This is a genomic window from Rania fehmarnensis (assembly GCF_056494185.1).
Window position 1 is genome coordinate 1,321,510 of sequence record NZ_CM151398.1, and the last position, 22,741, is coordinate 1,344,250.

Annotated in this window: 3 protein-coding genes; all 3 read left to right on the top strand. The window is 55.2% G+C overall.

The genetic code is table 11. From position 1 onward, the window contains the following. Window positions 1-163 precede the first annotated feature (163 nt). The 3 genes from SH573x_RS04185 to SH573x_RS04195 all read left to right on the top strand — a co-directional run bounded on the left by SH573x_RS04185 (window position 164) and on the right by SH573x_RS04195 (window position 22,687). Complete coding sequence (locus tag SH573x_RS04185) at window positions 164-14,917, top strand: dockerin type I domain-containing protein (protein ID WP_479353076.1); 14,754 nt, start codon at window positions 164-166, stop codon at window positions 14,915-14,917. Window positions 14,918-15,308: 391 nt separating this feature from the next. After that, a complete protein-coding gene (locus tag SH573x_RS04190) occupies window positions 15,309-17,549 on the top strand; it encodes a dockerin type I domain-containing protein (protein WP_479353077.1) in 2,241 nt (746 codons plus the stop codon). A gap of 956 nt (window positions 17,550-18,505) precedes the next feature. After that, a complete protein-coding gene (locus tag SH573x_RS04195; protein WP_479353078.1) occupies window positions 18,506-22,687 on the top strand; it encodes an Ig-like domain-containing protein in 4,182 nt (1,393 codons plus the stop codon). Window positions 22,688-22,741: the final 54 nt, after the last annotated feature.

Here is a 22,741-nt window from a genome sequence, read left to right on the forward strand (position 1 = left end):
GCAAACTACCCGCCCCCAATTAAAATCCAACGTGAGGCTCTCATTTTGCCTATTTACCCCATTTGCCCTAGTTCGCGATTTGAAGGCGACTGGCGAGCGGGTGGTTTCCTATTCGGACTATTCGGTTCGCTGTGCTTCCAGCGCTCCTGCGAGAGGTTGATTCATGGCCATTGGCGGTTCCGCTCAAGTAGCTATTTCTAACCGTAAAACGTTGATCCGCAAGCGGTTACACAAGCAGCTTGCTGCTCGGCGCATGCTGCTCGAGGCGCTTGAAGGACGGCAGCTGATGGCTGTCGGTCCGCAGTTACTGGGCATTCAGCCCAACCAGGGCAGCCTGTTGGTCGATGGTCAAGTGCGCCAGATTGCGCCCAACGAACTGGTGTTTCGTTTTGACGACCGCGCCGGTCTGGATCCGAATTCGCTCGATGGAATTCGAATTATTCGTAGCGGCGAAGACGGGGAATTCGAACGCGCGAGCATGGCTACCGATTTGGGCTCGGGCGGACAGGTGTTGGTGGAGTTTTACGCTGCCGAGCCCGGTCAGGTTGGCAATGGAATTCAGATTTCGTTCACGCAGGTCAATCGCAGCGACAGTCGTGCGCCGGTCGTGCGTGTCAATGGTCGCAATGTGTCGGTGGAAGTTAACAGCAACCCGCTGTTGGAAACGCGCGTTGACGATTTGGTGCGCGCCTTTGATCAATCGATCGCCAGCAACTCGGTTACCAATCTGGTTTATGCTCTGCGTCTGCGGGGTTCGACGACCTTCGCCATCGGGCGCACCGTCAATACAACCACGCCAGTGGTGCTGGGTGGTGCCAATGCGGCCAAGGTAACCACGGATTTTGGTACTGGCGCCAACTTGCAAGTGCGGCTCAATGCCAAGAACAGCGGTGCGGATGGGATCGGAATCGAAGTCGAAGTGAAGTCGCGTGACTTTGGCGGTCCAGGATCGCCGATCGTCACCGTGGCTGGCAAGAAAATTACGGTCGAGCTGAACAGCAATTCTCGCAATGCGTCGACAGTGAATGATTTTATCGCGGCCCTCAATGGTAATTCCGCTTCGGGTGCGCTAGTGGAAGCGACGTTGATCAGTGGAATTGGTGCAACTCGTTTGGGCACCCTTTCAACTGCCTATTCGCCACTGGTGCTCAGCGGTGTTAGCGACGTAGAGATTATTCCTGGTTATGTTGGGCTAGGCGATACCAGCCGCGAAGTCATCATGCGTTTCGCTTCGGCGCTGCCGGACGACCGCTATCGCATCGAAATTCTCGGCCGTGGTTCGCGAGCTCTGTTGAATCTAAACGGCGAAGCGTTCAACGATGGCATCGACAAGTCGGTGGCCTTTGAATTGGACCTGGGTGCACAGATCCAGTCGATTGTGCCGCAGCCGGTTGAGCGTAACGCGCAAGGTCAATTGACCCAAGCATCCAACCGTATCGATGTGTATTTCAATAATGACGATTTGATTAATCCAGGCGCGATCCGAACGGTCAACGGTTTGACCATCGATCAATTGCGGGTGCAGCGTCCGGCTTTGTTCTTCCAAAACAGTGACGTCATCGTGTTGCAGAGTGGTGAACCCATCAGCCCGGACGTTCTGAGTCCTCAGTTCTACCAGCTGTATCATCTCGCCGGTACGCTGACCAATACCGACGATTCCCCACCCATTTTGCCGTCGTCTATTCGCTACTACCCCGATGCCGATCGGGCGATGCTGAATTTCTCACGTAACCTGAGCGAGCTGGTTGATCCGTCGAACAATAATCCTCTGTCGTTGGGTGAGCTGCGCTTGCGCATTGGCACCAATGATCCCAAGCCATTGCCGCCGGTGAGCTACACGCCGGGGGCCGACGCATCTGACACCTTTGCGGGTGCAGATAAATTGACCAGTTTGTGGCCATTGTCCAGCGGTTCGCAGTCAGTGCTCATCAATTCGGAAATCAATAACGCCACACCCTACGTTTTGGATTTTGCTGGCGGCAGTGATGAAGTGGGTGGTCGCTACAACCGTATGCAGGATCACTTCCGTCGCCGCTGGGGATTTGAGAACGGACAAGTCTTTACGATTGGCGATTTGGCAGCGGCAGATTCGACCGATGGTACAACCACCGTGCTTTACAACTTCCAGACTCAGCTTGGAAGTTTCAGTGGTACGACGCTGCTCAACTCGATAACCGATCAGCAGAAGCAACGAGCACGCGAAGTATTGTCGCTGTACGAACGCTATCTGGGTGTCCGTTTTGTCGAGACGGAAAACCTGGGTATGACCATCGCTGTGGGCGATACGCGGGCAGTGCGACCTTTCCCTGAGACTAGCCTCTCCGCTTCTTCGGGCGTTATTACGCTCAACTCTGTGGGCGCGGAGTACTTGGAGTCTGGGATTCTGGCCACCACCGGTCAATTGGCGACGGTTCTGGATTCCCAGGACTTCTCTGGTTCTACTGATAGCAGCTTTGGCGGTGCCTTTAGTCGCGCAGTGGCTCAAGGCATTGGCAATCTACTGGGCTTGGGAGGCACCGATGATCTAGAAGGTTTCACGACGCAAGCCTTCGATAGCGTTCTCGCTCCCGGAGTAGGTACCGAAATTGTTATCCCCGGTGACGCGGAAATCGTTCATGGTCAGTACTTGTTCCGTCCGGACAGCAAGGATATCGATCTCTATCAATTCCGTTTGCCGACCTCCGGTCGCATTTCGATCGAAGCCTTTGCCGAGCGCATGAGTTCGGCCAGTTTGCTGGACACGCAGATCCGCTTGTATCGACAACTCGATAGTGGCAAGTGGGAAGAGATCGCGGCCAACGATGACTACTACAGCAGCGACTCCTTTGTCGAACTGGAGTTAGGCGCTGGCATCTACATCGTAGGCGTGAGTGCTAGCGGCAACAATCAATACGATCCGACGATCGCTGATACTGGTTTGGGCGGCAGATCGGAAGGCAGTTATCAGCTGCGCATGGACTTCCGTGCGAGCCTCGAGCCTGACAAAGTGTTGAATGAAGTGAGCACCCTGAATCGACCGGGTGTAGCTCTTGACGGTGATGCCGATGGCGCACCCGGTGGAGTATTTGACTACTGGTTCCGCCCCAGCAATGCGTCCAGTACTAAGTTTGTTGACAAGCAAGCAGCTGCCGGCGGTAACGGAACCTTGGCAGCGCCTTATAAATTCATTAAAGATGCTCTGAATGCCGCCGTAGCCGGCGATGTGGTTCGCATCGTGGGCAACGGTGGAACCGACGGCAAACTAAACACCGTGGCCGATAACCTGGCGTATGAAATCGGTTTCACAGCTTTAGGAGCACCGCTGCCGGACGGCACGACTTTCGAAGTGCCCAAAAATGTCAGCGTCTTTATCGATGCTGGTGCCATTCTGAAGATGCGCCGCGCACGTGTGGGAGTCGGTAGCACGTCGGCTAGCGTCGATCGCAGCGGTGGTAGCTTGATGGTTCTGGGTACACCAGTGTTGGTCGATGCCAACGGGGCCGTCCTGAAGGATGCGACCGGGCTGGCCTCTTCGGGCAGCGTGTACTTCACGTCGATCGCCGATGCTACGTTGGGTACTAACACTGGCAACGGCAATGCGCCGCTGGCCGGTGATTGGGGTGGCATTGATTTCCGCAATCGTATCGATTCGCAAGACGAGACTCGCAAGAACTTCGAGAAGCTCGGTCAGTTTGTCAACTGGGTTAGCCATGCCGACGTTCGCTACGGGGGTGGTCAAGTAGTCGTCGATGGTGTTTCGCAATCGATCACACCGATTCAGATGGTCGACTCACGTCCGTCGGTTGTATACAGCACGATCACCTCCAGCGCTGATGCGGCGATGAGTGCTACGCCCAACAGTTTCCTGGAATCCAATTTCCATACGCCAGATGAACAGCGGGCCGGTGTCTTTGCGGCTGACTATAGCCGCGTGGGTCCCGAGATTCACGGCAACACGCTCACCGGCAATTCGCTGAATGGTCTACAAGTCCGGGTGCGCACCACCGGTAGCACTCTGGAAACGATGACCGTCGCGGGCCGCTTCGATGATGCCGATATCGTGCACATCATTCCTGAGAACTTGACAATCGCCGGGACCCCTGGCGGCTATCTGTCTGACTCCAATGCACCACCGACGACCATCGTCACGTTGACCCAGCAAACCGGTGGGACTTTGCCCGCCGGCACATTCAACTACCGCATCACTTATGTCGATTCCAGTGGCAACGAGAGCGTGGCCTCGATGGCCACCAGTTCGCTGACGGTCGCTGCCGGTTCCTCGATCGTTTTGCAGAACCTGCCACCAGTTCGCTCGGGAACCTCGTTCGTCGCTCGCCGCTTGTATCGCAGCGATGCAACGGGCACTGGCAACTATGTGCTCGTGCGAGAACTAAACGCCAGCAGCACGACCATTGTGGACACCGGTACCAGCCTCGGTTCGCCACTGGTTGAGAAGACCGTCTCCGTGCGTTCGCGACTCGATGGACGTTTGGCCATTGATGGTGGCACGGTTGTCAAACTGCAAGGCTCACGCATCGAAGTGCAATTCGGCGCGCAGTTGATTGCAGAAGGATCAACGGATCGCAAAGTCATCTTCACCTCGACCAGCGATACCCGCTACGGTGCGGGTGGAACGTTTGCTACCTCGACCTCCAGCCAGGCAGCAGCCAAAGGCAACTGGGGCGGTATCTATCTGGCTCCAACCTCGACAGCTAGTTTTGATCACGCGGTAGTCGCTTACGGTGGCGGTACGACTCGCATCGAAGGTGGTTTTGCTGAGTTCTCGGCCTTGGAAGCCCAGCAAGCTGATTTGCGTTTGTCGAACACGCGTTTGGAACTGAACGCCTCGGGTAATTCCAGTGGCAGCACTTCTGATCGTGGAGGCCGTGGCACCAACGACGCGTCGGCCGTCTTTGTACGGGGTGCTCAACCCGTATTGGTTGACAATGTCTTAGTCGACAACGACGCGGCCGCGTTCAGCATCAACGTCAGCGCGCTCAATAGCACAATAGTCACCGATCCAGGTCGCGCTACTGGCGGACTGGGCCGAACGAATGACCGCTTGGACAATCAAGGTCCACTGGTTGTAGGCAACCGCATGGACCGAAATTCGGTCAATGCGATGGTTGTTCGCGGAGGTATATTGACCACTGAAGGTGTCTGGGATGACACCGATATCGTGCATGCTGTGCGCGATGATATTGAAATTCCAAACTTCCACACCTTCGGCGGCTTGCGTCTGCAAAGCAGCGCGACTCAAAGTTTGGTTGTGAAATTGGATGGTGCCGGCATTACTGCCAACGGTGAGTTGATCGATAATGTCGATCGCATTGGCGGTGCAGTGCAATTGATCGGTACGCCAGGCAATCCTGTTTTGATGACATCCATCAACGACTGTACGGTAGGAGTTGGATTTACACCAAGTGGTTTGCCACAAACGGATACGCTGAACTCATCTTGCGGTACTACGACCATTGCGCCATTTGCAGACGTGGTCGTGGTCATGGATGACTCCGGGTCGATGACCTTTGCACAACAGTTTTCTGCACAGTTGATTCAGGACTTGGATGCGGCGCTTATTGCCGCTGGGATTGGTGCATCCAGTCAGGGTGCCAACCGTTACGGTCTGGTTGCCTATGGTGGTGCCTTTACCGACTTCACACCAGAGCAAGTGTTGATCGGCACTGGCTCGTCGCAGTGGGGAAATGCAACTGAATATGCAACTGGGATTAACACGCTAACAGCTTCAGGCGCGATCGAAGACGGTTATTTGGCCATTGAGTATGCACTGGATAACTATACGTTCCGTCAGGCTGGCCAAAAGTTCGTGATTCTGGTTACCAACGAAGATCGCGATATCGTCGATCCCACCAAGAGCTTTGCGTCCACGCTGACCAAGTTGCGACGCAAAGGCGCAATTTTGGATGGTATCGTCGAATCCCAGTTCTTTGATGCCAATAGCCGACAAGCGTTGGCTTTGGACTTCAAAGATCAGGCATACATTGCTGATGGTCAAGGTGGATACACGGTTTCGCCTAATGGCTTCGCCTTGGACTATCCATTCTTTTCCGGTACGACGATCCAAGACTATGTCGATCTGATTCACGCAGCTCAAGGTATTGCGGGCGATATCGAACAGATTCAAGTCGGTGGCACAACGACGACCAGTTTCTCCAATGCACTGATTACCACAATTGTGGCGCAGGCCAGCGGCAATGATGCGGCACCTGGTGATTGGCGCAGCGTGTTGGTCGGCGCCAATAGCAACGACCGCAACGTAGCAGTAGCGACTGAAATTGAATCGCCGCGAGCCGTCAGTCCAGGTTCAAATGCCACTCCAGAAACAGGCGAATACCTCGGCGAGTTGGCACCGAATTTGAACACCAGTGACGAAACTCGTCGCTTGGGCTTCCAAATCCAAGGCGTTATCTCGGAAGGCTCCGACCTGGATGTCTACAGCTTCCGAGCTTCGGCGGGAACGGAAGTCTGGCTGGACATCGATCGTACGCTCAATTCGCTGGATACAGTCGTTGAACTGATTGACTCCAATGGCCGAATCTTGGCTCTGTCGGACAATTCGCTGGACGAAGAAGCCAATCCGTCTTTGCTTTACTCCTCCAGTGATCTGGCTGCTCAGTCGGTACACTCGTTGCGTAAGAGTACGACTGAGTTGTATCTGACCAGTGCCTTAGGTGCAGCAAAAGATCTGTACAGCACCAATCCTCGCGATGCTGGAATGCGCGTAGTCCTGCCAGGCGAGCCTGGTTCGGTGGTTCAATACCACATCCGCGTGCGCAGCAGCAATCTGCGAGCGGGCAACCCCGATTTGCAGTTGCCACCTGATCCTGTTTCGCGTCTGCACGATCCCGATTTCCTCAGCGCCGGTCTGACCCGAGGTGCATATCAATTGCAACTCCGCTTGCGCGAAGAAGACGAGATTCCAGGTTCGAGCGTGACGTTTGCCGATATGCGCTATGCGACTAATGGCATCGAGATCGAAGGCACTCGTCATTCGCCGCTGCTGGGTGAAACCAGTGAATCCGATAACCCCAACGATACATTGGGCACTGCGCAAGCCCTGGGAAATCTGTTGACCACCGACAAGCAGGCCATCAGCATCGCTGGCAACCTGACCTCGTCGTTCTCGGATGTCGATTGGTACAGCTTCAGCATTAACTACACAGCTATTCGCCCAACCGGACTCCGCGAGTACTTCTCGACCGTCTTCGATGTGGACTACGCCGACGGCATCGGTCGACCGGATACTTCGATCTATGTCTTCGACAGCACGGGCCGCCTGATCCTGGGTGGACTGGGAAGCAACATGGTGGATGATCAGGCCGGTGGCTTGAACACCTCCAGCGATACTGACCTGTCGCGTGGTTCCTCGGGTTCATTGGATCCATACATCGGCTCTGTTGAATTGCCAGTGGGCCAATACTTCTTGGCAGTAACCAATAGCAACATGGTTCCACAAGTGTTGCAGGCTTACACCAACGCCACCGTCAGCGGAGCCACGGCTGCCATTCGCTTGCAGCCAACCAATGGCATTCAGTTGATCGCCGAAGATCACATTGGTTCGGTGGGTGGTTCGACTGCGGTCCCGCCTGCCACACCAGTTCTGTTCTCCTCTGGCAATGCCAACGTTCAGTTCAATTTGAGCGATGTGAACCTATACGTTAGCCAAGTGGTCAACACGAATGCGACCAACCTGTACATGGTCAATCCAATGACCGGCCAGGTTGCCAATACGGTAGGTCGTTTCCAGAACAACGTGCAGGATTTGGCTTTCCGCTTCAACGGTGAATTGCAAGCCTTCGATATTTCGCCGCAGCCCACCAACGTTAACGTCGATCAAGACGGTTTGATGGACTACTTGCAGATCGACCCAGGTACAGCCGCGGTTACCGATGATGGCGATCTGGGACTTTCCACATTCCACGTCGTTGATACCAACGCCGCCGATAGTAACGACGGTATCTATCCCAACGCCATCACCTTCGCCAGCATTGGTGGTGAAGAACGTGGTTTGTTGGTCGGAAGTCGCGGTATTCAATTTCCACGCGATAACGTCGGCACCACGCGTCCGGGTGTCAGCTATCTGGAAAACGTAATTTACGAATTCAATGAAGTGTCGGGGGCAGCGACCAGTGCACCCGCGGCTGATAAAGAAGACATCGCCCGTGCCTTTGGTGCTGGTACTGCCGTGCGTGAGCGTGGTTATATCGAGACGGGAACTCTGGGCGCAGCGGTTACAGGGTTGATTGCTCGCGAAGCGACCACTGTCTCCACTTCGGGTGTGACGACGCGAGTCATTCGCGATGGCGAGTCGTTCACTCTGCTGGATTCATCCAACTTCACTGCGATCTTCGAGTTTGATTCGGGCCCAGAAGTCCTGGTCAACTACAACCCCACCACCGGCCCGCGCATTACCGACGGACTGCAGTTCAAGCTGGACGGGGTAACCTACGAATTTGATACCGCTGAAGGAACTCCAGGCGTTTCACCGGGCGCGATCGCCATTGCGATCAGCGAAACCAGCTCGTACAAGCAAGTGGTCGATGCGATTGCACAAAGTGTTACCAGTGCGATTACGGTATCGGCTGAAGGCAATCGATTGATGTTCCAAGGGGCACTGGTCGGCGATTTTACGCAGATGCAAAATGCGGGGATCTTCACCGATGTGGGCAGCTCGGGCAACGTCAGCCCAGGTGCCATCAAGGTACCGTTCCTGGCAACCGACTCGGCGGCCGATATCGCAGCCCGCATGGTGATTGCTATCAACTCTTCGGGTATTCCTGGTCTGACGGCCACGATTTCCGGTGTGCAAGTTAATCTCACTGGCGCAACGGTGACCGACAACGGACCATTGTTCAACGCCGGAGCACCTGGTGGAACAGTAACTGGTATCGCGGTCATCAACGGTGTAATGTTCGCAGTCAGCGACGCTGGCGGTTTGTACCGTGTCAATTCGCCGACATCGTTAGCCACTGGAAATGTCGGTACCTATCTCACCAGTTCCCATGAACTGCTCGGTATTCGCTTTGCCGGCTTGACGGCCGGTCCAACTCGCTTGCAGAACGGCGCGTTTGCTCAAACGCTGTTTGGCATCGATGAAAACGGAGTGATGTTCGCCTTCGATACGGCGGGCCGTTTGTTGCCGATCTTCGCTGGCGGTGCGACAAGCGTCGACACTGGCCTGTTCGGTGTTACCGGCCTTACCTTCTCGACGCTGGACTACAACTTGTGGCACGTTTCGTCGCAACGTGGCAGCGAAGCTGGTCATGGTTTGCCTGTAACTCCCGATGCCAGCCGAGGCACCGCGGTTCAAGGTGGTAACAGCTTGTACTTTGGATTCGAATCACCTGGCGCTAACGGAGTGAACTACTCGAGCGTCACTGATCCTGGAATCCGCAATAACTACAACTTCCCAGGTGGCGCCGCCGGCGCGATCGAAAGTCAGACAGTTGACTTGAGTGGCCTGTCCTCGGGCGATCTGCCCATGTTGTACTTCAACTATCGTTTCGAAACGGAAGACGCCAACGCCGCCTTGCCGCTGGGACAGAGCCAGACGGACTACATGCGCGACGCCTTGCGAGTGTATGTGTCGGGTGAAGATGGACAATGGGTATTGGCTGCGACCAATAATTCAACCCGCGGCCCAAATTCGGGTGACGATGAATTTGATACATTCGTGGGCGGCTACTTCAATGCAGCCGGCGAGTTCATTTCTACCGATGTTCAAGAATTGTTTGATAACAACGGTCAATGGCGACAAGCACGCGTTCCGCTGGCGGCTTTTGCTGGCCAGGCCAACGTCAAGATTCGCGTCGAGTTCTCCTCGGCCGGTGGTTTTGGATTTGGTTTGGAAGGTGGTAAGGGACCACAACTGCGCCTGATCAGCGGTGACCGCTTGCAAGACGGCCAGACAGTGACCATTGCTGGCGACACCTTCGAAATCGAGATGGGACCATCGCTGTCACTGCCGGCCGGTTCCTCGATTACGGCGGGCGATAGCGTAACCATCGAAGGCGTTACTTATGTCTTCTCCGATGGCAGCGTGCCAGTAGTCAGCCCCGATGTGGCAGTAACTTATAACGTCAATCAGAGTGCTAATCAGATTGCCGCGGCATTGCTGACGGCCATTCAGTCCGCCACGCGTCCGCAGGCGCTGATCAATCTGACCGCGACCGAGCAGAACGATACGCTCAACACGGCCCTGATTGGTACCACCACGGGCGACTCGGCCATCATCACGGTCACCGGTAATATCGGTGACAATGTGGCCTTGGCTGATCCGACGGCCGATGTCGATTTGGTGCGCGTTGATTTGGCACGCGGCACTACGGTGGTAGCCGATGTCGCTGCCCTGGTCATCGGCAGCCCGCTAGACAGCTTCTTGCGCGTCTTTGATAGTCAAGGCAATCAGCTGGCGGCCAACGATAACCGTACAGGATCAACCGACAGTCGCATCACCTTTACCGTACCTCGAGACGGTACATACTACTTCGGTGTTAGCGGTTCGGGCAACAGTGCCTACAAGCCAGCTGTCTTTGGCACAGGTGCCGCAGCTAGCTCAGGCAACTACCAATTGACGCTGAACATTCTGCGTCAACTAAATGTAATGCAGTCTGGATCGCGCCTGCAGTTGGAAGGTGCCGCGAATGTCAGCACTCCTGCCAATTCACGTATCACTATCCAGGGTGCTCAGGGCACCAGCGGCGTACCTGTTTATGTCAATGTGGGCATGACGGCCAATCAAGTTGGACAGGCTCTGCAAACGGCTTTGGGTAGGACCTATGCCAATGGCAGCGTGCTGGCCTTCCCACTTCAGGGTGACACGCTGGATCTGACCGGTCTAGTTCAATACGATTCGTTCGATCCTTTCACGGGCCGCCCAGCTCCTTCGCTGACTCAGTTAAATTCTGGACCATTTGGTGCCACGACTAGCTTTGTCGGTGACGAGTTCAGTGCCTTTAATGCCTCGACAGATTTCGCTGGCAATCGCAACAACGCCAATCCGGGTGCCCTACGCGCTCAAAATAACGCTTTCGATGGCGTTTACCTGGACGACTTCATCATTGGCCTGGCTGGCCGCGGTGAAATGATCAGCAACGCACCGGTAGATACGACCTTCATCTCCGATCCGCAATTGACTCGCACTGAGCCCGATCTGCCGAATCTGGAAGTTCTGGTAGGACCGTACCAAGTCGAAATTCGTGGTGGCACCGAATACGCTCAACCTCTGTTGGACGGCTTCCCAACCACGTTGTTCCTGCAGGAGGCCTTGTCACTGCAAGAACGCCTCGGTGAAGGAGTTTCGCTACGCTTCAACGGTGCCAGCAGCTTCGCCGCTGGTTCAACCTTTACGATCAGTGATGGAACTCGCACGCTGACGTTTGAAATGGATGACATCGACGACAATCTGACGCCACAGCCAGGCAACCTGCCGTTCACCTTCAGCAACGCCGCGATCGACGTTACCACAGGAGCTCTGCGCAGTGAAACTGCCGGCGTCATCGCTGCTCGTTTCCGCGACTTGATCAACTCGGCCGCTGTACAGTCGGTCTTGGATCTTCGCGCAGTGTTGCTCAATAGCGATGCCACGGGCACAACCAACAACACGGTGGTTCTCGTTGGTCAAGCCAACGTCAATGTGCCTACTAACATTGCGACAACTACGATTTCTAAGGGCAAAGGCGATTCCAACGTCGAACGTCAACAAGGTCAAATTGTTGTTCAGTCGACGAAGATCTCCCAGTCCAGCGGCTTCGGTGTTCAAATCAGCTCTGCCGGTCGAGATGCTCAAGGCAATCCAATCGGTGGCACGACACGCAACCTGTTGTCCTTGAACACGGATCGCCTGGTGCCAGGCCCAGTTATCATGAACAGCACGTTCGTGGATAACTTGGGTGGTGGTATCTCGATTGCTGGTGAACCCACGACTGCCAACAGCGTGGTTGCCCCTGTGCCGTACGGACGCATTATCAACAATACGATCGTAGGCACACAAGGCCGAAATGATCTGGGTGGACCAACCGAAACCGGCATCAGCGTTACCAACAATGCTTCGCCTACGCTGATCAACAACGTTCTAACCAACTTGGGTGTGGGGCTGAACATCGATGCCAGCAGTGCCTCGACCGTGGTCGGTGGCATGGTCTTCCATCGCAACGCTGCTAACTTGAGTGGAGCGGCGACCGCGGGTCAGTTCTCGATTGTTGTAGACAATGCAACCGAAGTGTTCCGCAATGTTACCAACGGCAATGTGTATCCCGCCAGCGGTTCGCCAATTATCGACAGCGCGATCGACTCGCTGCAAGATCGAACCTCGTTAGTAACGGTCAAGAACGCGATCGGTATCGGTGCTTCGCCAATCCTGGCTCCACAATATGATGTGAATGGTCTGCTTCGCGTTGACGATCCTGCCGTAGCTTCACCGTCTGGTTTGGGTGAGAACGTCTTCAAAGATCGCGGTGCGATGGATCGAGCCGACTTTGTGGGTCCATCGGTTGTGATGTTGGCGCCGGTTGACAATGACATCGCGGGCTTGGATACCAATCCAGCTGAATCGGTCATCGAGTTGACCAACTTCACCGCTAGCTACTTCGACATCCAAATGTACGACGGTTTGGAACCCAGCGATCCAAATCGTGGTTCGAACATCGATGATTCGACGGTGACAAGTGGATCGGTGCTGGTCTATCAAGACGGTGTACCGCTGGTGGAAGGCATCGACTATCGCTTCGGCTACGATGCGACCTCCAATGTGATTCGCCTGACACCGCTGGCCGGGGTATTCTCCTCCAGCAGCGTTTATCAGATCCGCTTTATCAATTCACGCGAGTTTGCGGTCTCGACCCTGCGTGGACGAGATTACAACGATGGTGCGACGTTCAGCATTACCGATGCCAATGACCAGGTCACTACCTTTGAACTGGATACTGGCTTCCTACTGAATATCCCCAGTGCTGACGGTTTGGTGGCCGACATTGTCGAAGGCTCTGTGCTAACTATCGATGATGGTGTACGTCGCCTGACCTTTGAGTTGGACAAAGACGGTAGCACCAATGCAGCCAATATTGCGATTTCGCTGACTGCAAATGCTTCGCCTACCGAGGTGGCGCAGCGAATTCAAGCGGCGATCGTGGCGGCAGCTCTACAGTTCACCGTCGTTGATCTAGGTTCGGGACGATTACAGATCGACGGTTCGGAAATTTCGAGCTTTGATGTTGGCACCAGCGGCATCACCATCTCGGGCAAGCCTGGCGTCGCGCCAGCGTTCGGAATTCAGATTCCGCTGATTGCAGGTCGTCCGGTTACGTTGGTCGATGGCGAAACCTTCACCATTAATCGCACCACCTCGCCAGTTACCTTTGAACTAGATACCAACGGTGTCGTAACTGCTGGTAGAACTGCAGTCCGCTTCACTGCTGGCGCTAGTGCCGCCTCAATCGGCCAGGCATTAGCAACGGCCATCCGCAATGCGGGCTTGGGCTTGCTGCCAACCTATGTCGGTAACGGCTTAGTTGTGCTCGGTGGTGATGCCAACACGGTGTTGAACGTAACTGGGACGCAGTTAAGGCAAGCCGGAACTCCTGGCCAGGCGGCTTCGCGGGCCATCAAGATTTCGGCAGCTGCATCGGTAGATCAGGTAGCCATCGCCAATCAGATTGCGGCCGCAATTAACTCGGCGAACTTGCCGGGGGTTTCAGCCACAGCCTTTGGTGATCGCGTAGTGATCGCCGGTGCCGAGAGTGTCAGTGGTGATCAAGCCACGCTGATCCAGGCCATTACCGATATGGCTGGTAATGTGCTCAAGCCAAATCAGCTGAACGGTCAAACAACCTTGACCATATTCTTGGGCGAAGGACTCGACTATGGGGATGCGCCAGATCCAAGTTACGCTTCCAAGCGGGATAACAATGGTCCACGGCATACCGTGGTTCCTGGTCTGAGCTTGGGTGCCGATGTACGACCTGACGCGGATGCCAAGACTCCTAATGCGGACGAATTCGATGACGGTGTGACCTTCTCGAGCCTCGTCGCTGCCTTCCAGTCGAGTATCTCGGTTCAAATCACGAGGCCAACTGGCACAACAGTCTTCTTGTCAGGCTGGATCGATTACAACCAAGACGGCGTGTTCGCGGCAACGGAACGCATCGCAGACAGGTTGGCAGTCACTGGTACTTCGCAAGGCCTGTCGTTTATCGTCGCCAGTTCCGCGCTCAATGGAACGACTTACGCTCGTTTCCGAATGAGCACCGATGCAACCGCCGTAGCTAGTCCAACCGGGTTGGCACCAGACGGTGAAGTGGAAGATTATGCGATTACCATCGTTGGTAACCCATACAAGAATCAGACTGAAGCTTTGGATGTTAATGGTGACGGTAGGGTTTCGCCAATCGATGCCCTGCAAGTGATCAACTACCTCAACAGCAGCTTGCCCAAGGTTCTGACCTTGCCGCATACCGCTGCCGCACCGTACGTCGATGTTAATGGCGATGCCAACGTAACGTCGATCGATGCTCTGCTGGTGATCAATTACCTGAACACGTTGCCGCCTACCGGCAGCGGCGAAGGTGAGGCCGAGCTGGGTTCGGGTGTGGCGGAAGTTAGCACGGTTTCGTGGATCAATGGCATCGAGCAGTTGGGTGCACCGCAAGCCGCTGGTGAATCACCTGCCACGGGCGCAGCGCCTGCCATCGATTCCAAGAGCCAGGCTGAAGAAGACACTCCAGATGCTTTCTTTGCCGAGTTTTCGGAGGATGACAGCCAAGGGGTGATGATGGCTGCTACTAGTTCTAACAGCACCGGAGTACGTGACGCGGCCTTGGCCTCGTTCCACTCCACTGCGAGCGAACTGGCTGATGAAGTTGTCAGCACGCAAGCCAACTGGATGTTGCGTCAGCGGCTGGCGAGCTACTTCAAGCGTTAAAACTCAGGCATGTGGAATAGGTCTAGCTTGTAGCCGACTTCGATTGGAAATTGGATGTGTGTTTTCGGCACGCTTCCAAAGTCTGGCGACTTCGGCTACGAAGTGGCGGTTTTCGCGGAAAAGCGGCCGCCCGGCCGTACTTTCCCGCTGTTCTTTCGGCCCTAGAGTTCAAGGGCCAAAGGCCCGATAATAGCTGGAGTGCTCCCCACGGGTGCGGAGCAGCTGTTTCCTGTGGTGGGAGCTCATGTTGCCGATGCTGAACAAACTCTTAAATGCCTCCAGGCGGCTCCTAGCTCTCTATCGTCCTACCAAGCCCAATGCAAGTGAGTGCGGGCGAGGCTGGGGCAACCACCGGCACTCAGGCTTGGCTCGTGCATTGCGTCTGGAGGTCATGGAGCCGCGGCGCGTTTTTGCCAGCTTGCCCTACGGTGCCTTTGAGCATGATACGGCCGAGTTCATGCTGGGTCGCGTAGCGGTCACCCCCGTTTTCCTGGAGAGCAATGGCCAGCAGGATGCTAGTACCGAGAACTGGACCCCGGCGCTGATTCAACAGTCGCTGGCTAATGTCCAAGCTGCTACAAACTGGTGGGTTGATCTGCTGGCAGCCCAGCAGTCGGTGCACACCTTGGAATTCGTGATCGACGCCACGTATGCGAGCAATCCGGTAGCCACGCGCTACGAACCCATTAGCCGTGTTTCCAACGACTATAGTTTGTGGACTGAAGAGTTTTTGAACACGGTCGGCTTCAACAGTTCAAGTACGCTCGAAGCCAACATGCGCGACTTTAATAACGCGCAGCGCGAGAAGCTGAGCACCGATTGGTCATTTACGATGTTCGTGATCAATTCCAGTGCGGATGCCGATGGACTGTTTGCCAGTGGCGGTTCGTTTCAGAGAGCGTTTGCATTTGCCGGCGGGTTATTCCTGATTTCGCCCTCGACGCGTCCGGTATCAACTTTCTCGCACGAGATGGGCCACATGTTTTGGGCCAAGGATGAATATGCTGGCGGAGCAACATACGCGGAACGCCGTGGATATTACAACACTCAGAATCTGAACGCCGTCGATAATCCGACCTCAGGGTTTGTGCAACAGCCTAGCATTATGGCTGCGGGCACGCTGCTGGATACCGCTTTCGATAATCACATCAGTGCCGCTAGCACGCTCGCCATGATCGGTTGGCAAGACTCCGACGGCGATGGCATATTTGATGTGCTGGATGTGCCGCTGGAACTTAGTGGCACGGGCTATTACGACACAATTTCCAGCAGCTATAAGTTCAAGGGTTCTGCCAAGGTTGGCACGCTTCCGAATTTGAATTCGGAAGGTCTGCGCAATGACATCACCATCAATAAGATCACCGCCATTCAGTATCGAATAGGCAGCGGCGCGTGGACAACTGTTTCCAGTCCCAATCTATATGAAATGGAACTGGACTTGAGCATCCCCGTTTCCAGTGGCAGCCAGCCGATCGAGATTCGAGCCATTGATACTCGCAGCGGCGTATCGAGCAACGTTTTTCAAGGCCGATTCTCGCGTAGCGATGCCGTGAATGCAGCGGGCGTCAATGGCTTTGTGTGGATCGATGCAGATAAAGATGGAGTGCGCGATGTCGATGAAGCGGGCGAAGCTGGCTGGACCGTCGAACTGCAGTCAGCGGCTGGTCAGTCACTCAGCCTGCGCCGTTTGATCGAACCGGATGCGCTACCGGACGGGGCACTGACATCCACATCGGTCACCGGTGTCAACATATCGACAGTTGGCAATGATACCGATGGTCGTGCTGGCATATTCGCCGACGCCGCCACCAGCACGGGCACTAAGACATTTCGAGCCTGGTCGAGGTCGACGCAAAGTTGGTCGGCAACGTGGAGTACTTCGACTCGCCGCATGAAAGTTGATTTCGCTACGCCAACGAGCCTGGTGGAAATCGATGCCATTGGAACGAACTCGACATCCTATGCGCGGCTGGAAGCGTACGATAGCAGCGGCAACCTGATCGATCGCTTTACCAGTCCAAAATTAACAAATGGTCAAATTGCCAAGCTGCGTGTTGAATCGATCTCCAGTAGCATTGCTTATGTGCTGATTGGTGGCCATGCCAACACCACGGTTCGCTTGGATAATTTGCGCTATGGCCCCGAAACGACGGTCAACACCAATGCTCGCGGGCAATATTCTTTGCCACTTGTTCCTGCTGGTAATTACTTGGTAAAAGTTACGCCGGCTTCGCTCTATCAACCAGTGACCAGCGGCGGCAACCAAATTGCTGCATCGGTCACCAGCGGCGCTACGACCGGTGATATTGATTTTGGATTTGAGTTTGCTGGCAACGCCTGGCAGAACCCCCAGAACCAGTACAACGTCAATGCAGTTGACGGTGTGACTCCCTTGGATGTGCTGTTGATCATCAACGAGATCAACCAGAATGGTTCGCGCGATTTGGCGGCCGCCAATTTTCAAGCGCCGCCTTTTGTCGATGTCAATGGCGACGGATTCTGCACCGCCTTGGATGCATTGCTAGTGATTAATTACATCAACAGCAATTCCGGTGGTGAAGGAGAGTCCAGCGACGACTACTGGGTTGATCTCGACTGGCTGACGCAAGAGCAAGTCAGCCGCAAACGTTAGGGATGTGTAGCTTTGCTAGCATAAGCGTCCCGTGCGGGGACAGACCCCCAATCGCGCTCCGCCTGCCAGCGGAAGTGCGCCGGTGCTCTGTCCCCCAGTCGCCCGCTGTGGACAGAGCACGCGTACGGTGCTAGCAAATCAGCCCGGGGTGTGTCCCCGCGCAGCCTTTCCGCGTTCTCAAGCTCTTGGCCAGTATTGCCAGCATTAGCGTACCGCGCGGGGACAGACCCCCGGCCGCCAGTGAGCCGGTGCTCTGTCCCCATTCGCACGCTGGGGACAGAGCACCCGTACGTAGCCAGGCGTATAGTGCTAGCAAATCAGCCCGGGGTGTGTCCCCCGCGCAGACTTCCGCGTTCTCAAGTTCTTAACCAGTTTTGCCAGCATTAGCGTGTACCCAGCGGGGACAGAAAGTAAGGCCCGAAACGACCCCCGGCCGCCAGTGAGCCGGTGCTCTGTCCCCTTTCGCACGCTGGGAGCAAATCAGCCCGGGGTGTGTCCCCCGCGCAGACTTCCGCGTTCTCAAGTTCTTAACCAGTTTTGCCAGCATTAGCGTGTACCCAGCGGGGACAGAAAGTAAGGCCCGAAACCACCCGAAAGGTGAGTTTCTTAAAATGCTTACCGGTTGTGAGGAACTTTCCGTTCGCCTGGGAATCTAACGCCACGTCTAGGGATGGTAGGGCGGCTGGTGACTGTCGGTACTAGGGAGTGGGGCCTTTTTTACGCCGATTCGCGCATTGCCTATCTTGCCTCAATTGAAAATTCTGCTCATTCCAACTAGTCTGTTCGACTGAGACACCGATGCTCCGGGCTGTTAGCCGTCAGCTTGAGAGTCTCTGGAGCGTCAGCTTTGAAGCTGCCTTCGGATGGTGACCAGGCGGATAGTGCCTAGTTGCAGAGTGGTGTCAGGAGCGTGGGTTCCTCTTGTTTTGAGCTTTTCCTCGTCAGTGGGCGTAGCGATGAAGAATCGATCTGAGCGATCTGGTCAGATGTTAAAGACCCTGTTTCGTACAAGCTTTCGACGTTCGGGGCTCAATCGTGCTCTGCGTGGCGAGATGCTGGAGACACGCAACTTGATGGCAGGTGATACGTACCTGCCGTACCATAATGATTTGATCCCTGAAGACACCAACCTCGATTACACCGTTACGGCCCTGGATGCCTTGTTGGTCATCAATGCGCTCAACGCCGGTCAAGGTGGTGAGCTGGTTGGGCCGGGTGTGGGCAAGGCCGACGGTCCCCGCATCGACGTCTCAGGTGATAATAATCTTTCGCCTCTGGATGCCTTGCGAGTCATCAACAGCCTCAATGGTGAAGGCGAAGGCGAGATCGTTGGTTTCCGTTACGAATTAACGGACCTGGAAGGCAACGTTCTTCCGAACAACACGGCTTCAGTGGATCAGCTAGTGCAGCTGCGCACCTATGTGCAGGACTTGCGATTCGCTGCTCAAGGTGTGTTTACTGCCTTTTTGGACATTGATTATTCCGACGCGAGCAAGTTCGAACTGAATGTCGGTGAAGTTCAGTCGTTCAAGTTCTTCTTCGACAAGCTGCAAGGTGGCGCGGCTGGATCGTCTAGCAACTTCAAGTTCACCTATGGCGGACAGACGACTGCTGCGGTGAACCTATTCAACGGCACTACTTTCAGATCGGCTCCTGTTTTCGCCGCCGCGATGCAGTCCGCACTTGAGGCTCTGCCCAACATCGGTGCAGGCAACGTGCTCGTAAAGGTGGATGCCGTAGCCGCTGCTTCTGACCAAACGGCCAACATCTCTCGCCGTACCTTTGACATCATCTTCGTTAATGACCTCGCTGGTCAGGATGTAAGCCTGGTCACTGTCGATTCCTCAGGCGTAGTAGTGCAGACCGGCCAAACACTCGATGTTTCGCTGACGGATAAGTTCCCAGCTGATCCGGCCAATCCAGGCGCTGTGGCTGCAGCCTTCCGCTTCTCCGATGAATTTACAACCGGTCGTAACGCAACGTTAGGCAACAACCAATTTGATGAAGTTGGTGCCACGGGCGGTTTGGGTGCACCGAGCAATCCTGAAGAAGAGCGCTTGTTCTTCGTAGCCACTCTGCGTACCACGGCTGCAGGTACCGTGACCTTCACGCCAAACGCCGCTGAAGATTTCCCAGCTCACGAGACGCTGGTCTTCCCGAAAGATACTGTCCCCACCAACTTGATCCTGTACGGTTCGCCGTTTACTTTGACCATCGCGTCGGGCATCGTTGCCGTTAACGATGCGTTCTCGGTAGCTGAAGATGCCACGGCCGCGGATTTCAACGTCACCAGCAATGATACGCTGCAGGCCGGCACTAGCTTTACAATTACTTCGATTGGCACGCTTCCCAGCGGCGGTACCGCTACGATTTCTCAAGCTGGCCGTCAGATCAATTACCGACCCGCCGCCAACTTCTTTGGTACCGAAACGTTCACCTACACCGTTACCAACAACCTCGGTAACACCGCAACGGCTACCGTGACCATGACCGTAACTGCGGTCAACGATCCAATTACCGTGCCGGCCCAAACGGCTGCCACGAATCTCGGCAAGGCCCTAACCCTGACGCCTGCTCAAGTGACTGTCGGCGGTTCGGCCGGTCCGGGTGAGAGCGCTCAAGTTCTCAGCGTCGCTTCGGTTAACTCGCCCAGCACCAGTGGTGGTACGGTAGCCCTCAACTCGGGCTCGGTTGTCTATACCCCAGCCGCAGGCTTCTCAGGCACGGACACCTTCACCATCGTCGTTACCGACAACGGTCAAACCAACGGGGCCAACGACTTCAAGACTCAGACGGTTACCGTCACTGTGACCGTCACCAATGATCCACCGAATGCAGTGGATGACTCGCTGACCGTTGATGAAGGTAGCACAGGCAATACGCTTAATATCCTGGCCAACGACACCGCAGGTGCTAACGATGTGAATGACACCTTGTCCATTACGGCAATCGGTGGCACGCCCACCGGTACCGTGGCTATTGCCGGACAAACGATCAGTTACACACCGGCGACTGGTTTCATCGGCACCGATACATTTACCTATACGATTCGTGATAGCGGCGGGTTAACCGATACGGCAACTGTAACCATTGACGTACAGGCCACCAGTTTGCCACGGGCAACTATAGACCGTCCAACCACAACCGAAGACTCCACTACTCCAATTACAATCGATGTGTTGGATAACGATCGCACCAATACTGGCGCCACTGCAACGCTGATCAGCTTTACCCAACCAGCCAACGGCACGGTAACTCTCAATGACAATGGCACACCGGCTGATCTGACCGACGATACGCTCCGCTATGTACCGAACGGCAACTTCTCTGGTACTGATACGTTTACCTATTTGATGAACGAAACGCCTTCCGGTGGAGAGAATTCAACCGGTACGGTCATCGTCACGGTTACTGATGTCAACGATCCACCAGTGCTAGCCAATGATACTGCCAATGCTACCGAAGGCACGGCTGCGACTATAACTGCGACCTCATTGCTTTCCAACGATTCGCCAGGCGTAGGAGAAACCGCCTCGCAAACACTGAGCATTACTGCGGTCCAAGCTGTCTCGAGCACTGGCGGAACCGTAGCTCTGAGCGGCGGCAACGTGATCTATACGCCGTCGACAGATTTCAACGGTCAGTTTGTTTTCACTTACACTGCAACCGATACTGGCACGCCAGCACAGAGTGGCACTGCGACCGTAACGGTTACCGTCGCCGCAGTCAACGATGCGCCAATTGCAGTCGGTGATGCGGCTACCACTAATGAAGACGTTACCGCAACCATTACCGCGACTACGCTGCTAGCCAACGATAGGCCTGGTCCAGCTACCGCGACCGATGAAGCCAGCCAGACGCTAACGATTGTCGCTGTTGGCACCAGTGCTCAAGGCGGCACCGTGGTTCTCAACAACGGCGGAGCATCGATCAGCTACACGCCGGCCGCAGATTTCGTGGGTACGGATACCTTCACCTATACGATTCGTGATAACGGCACACCGACTCTGGAAGCTACGGCCACTGTTACGATGACCGTGGTTGCCGTCAACGATGCGCCGGTTGTTGTGACTGACACAGTTGGAGCCTCCAAGAACGTCGCCGTAACGATTCCGGCTACTACCCTGCTCACCAACGATCGACCAGGTCCCACTAACGAAAGTGGTCAAACCCTTAGCATTACAGCTGTAAGCAATGCTGTTAACGGGACCGTTGCGCTCGTCAATGGTCAAGTCGTATTCACGCCTGCTACAGATTTCTCGGGTGCGGCCACCTTCCAGTACACCGTAACTGATAACGGTCAAACCGCCGGAGCCAATGACTTCAAGTCGGCCACGGGTACCGTTACGGTCAACGTGGAAGACTTCCAAGCTAGCTCAATTTCGGGTATGGTCTTTGTCGACGAAACCAATGATGGCGTTAAGCAAGCAGCTGAGCGGACGCTGGGTGGTGTGATTGTTAATCTGACAGGTAGCTCGCAGGGCACAGCGGTTTCCGAATCTTACACAACCCTGGCTGATGGCAGCTACAACTTCGGTGACCTGGCTCCTGGCACTTACACCGTCAGCTTCGTTAATCCTACGTTGTTGATCGATGGTAAAGATACAGCGGGCAGCTTGGGCGATAGCGATGGCCTCATCAACAATAACGCCTTCACCTTCACTATCGGTGGAGTGGGTGGCCTGGACGTTACCGGTTACGACTTCAGTGTATTGGGTGTGGCCGAAGGTTATGCATCGGTGATGGAGCGTCTGGCTTCGCGCTACTATGCATCTGGCTCGACCTTGGCCAGCAACGGTTTGTACGCGGTCTTAGGTTCCGATGGCGCACAGAAGTGGTTCTCGCATCTGAACGGCTTTGATGGAATTCAATTCGCCGAAGTCGCCCTGAATTCTGCGGGCACCGAAGGCACGCTGACCGTGGTCGACAGTGCCCACGATGTTTGGGTTGCAAACCTGACCAAGGGCAAGTTCCTGACCATGTACGACAATGCAGGCAACACAGTTGTCCGCGTCTTGGGTGGCCTCAGCCAACTGCAGTTCACGCAAATCAGCCTGGCTGCACCACCGGTGCGCAGTGCCAATCGCTTCCTGGATGCAATCGATAACATCTTCGCACAAGAAGGTTGGGCAATGTAAAGCTCTGAGTTCGCAGAGACAGAAGCAAGCTGTCTCTGCTTCTCTGCACTTGGT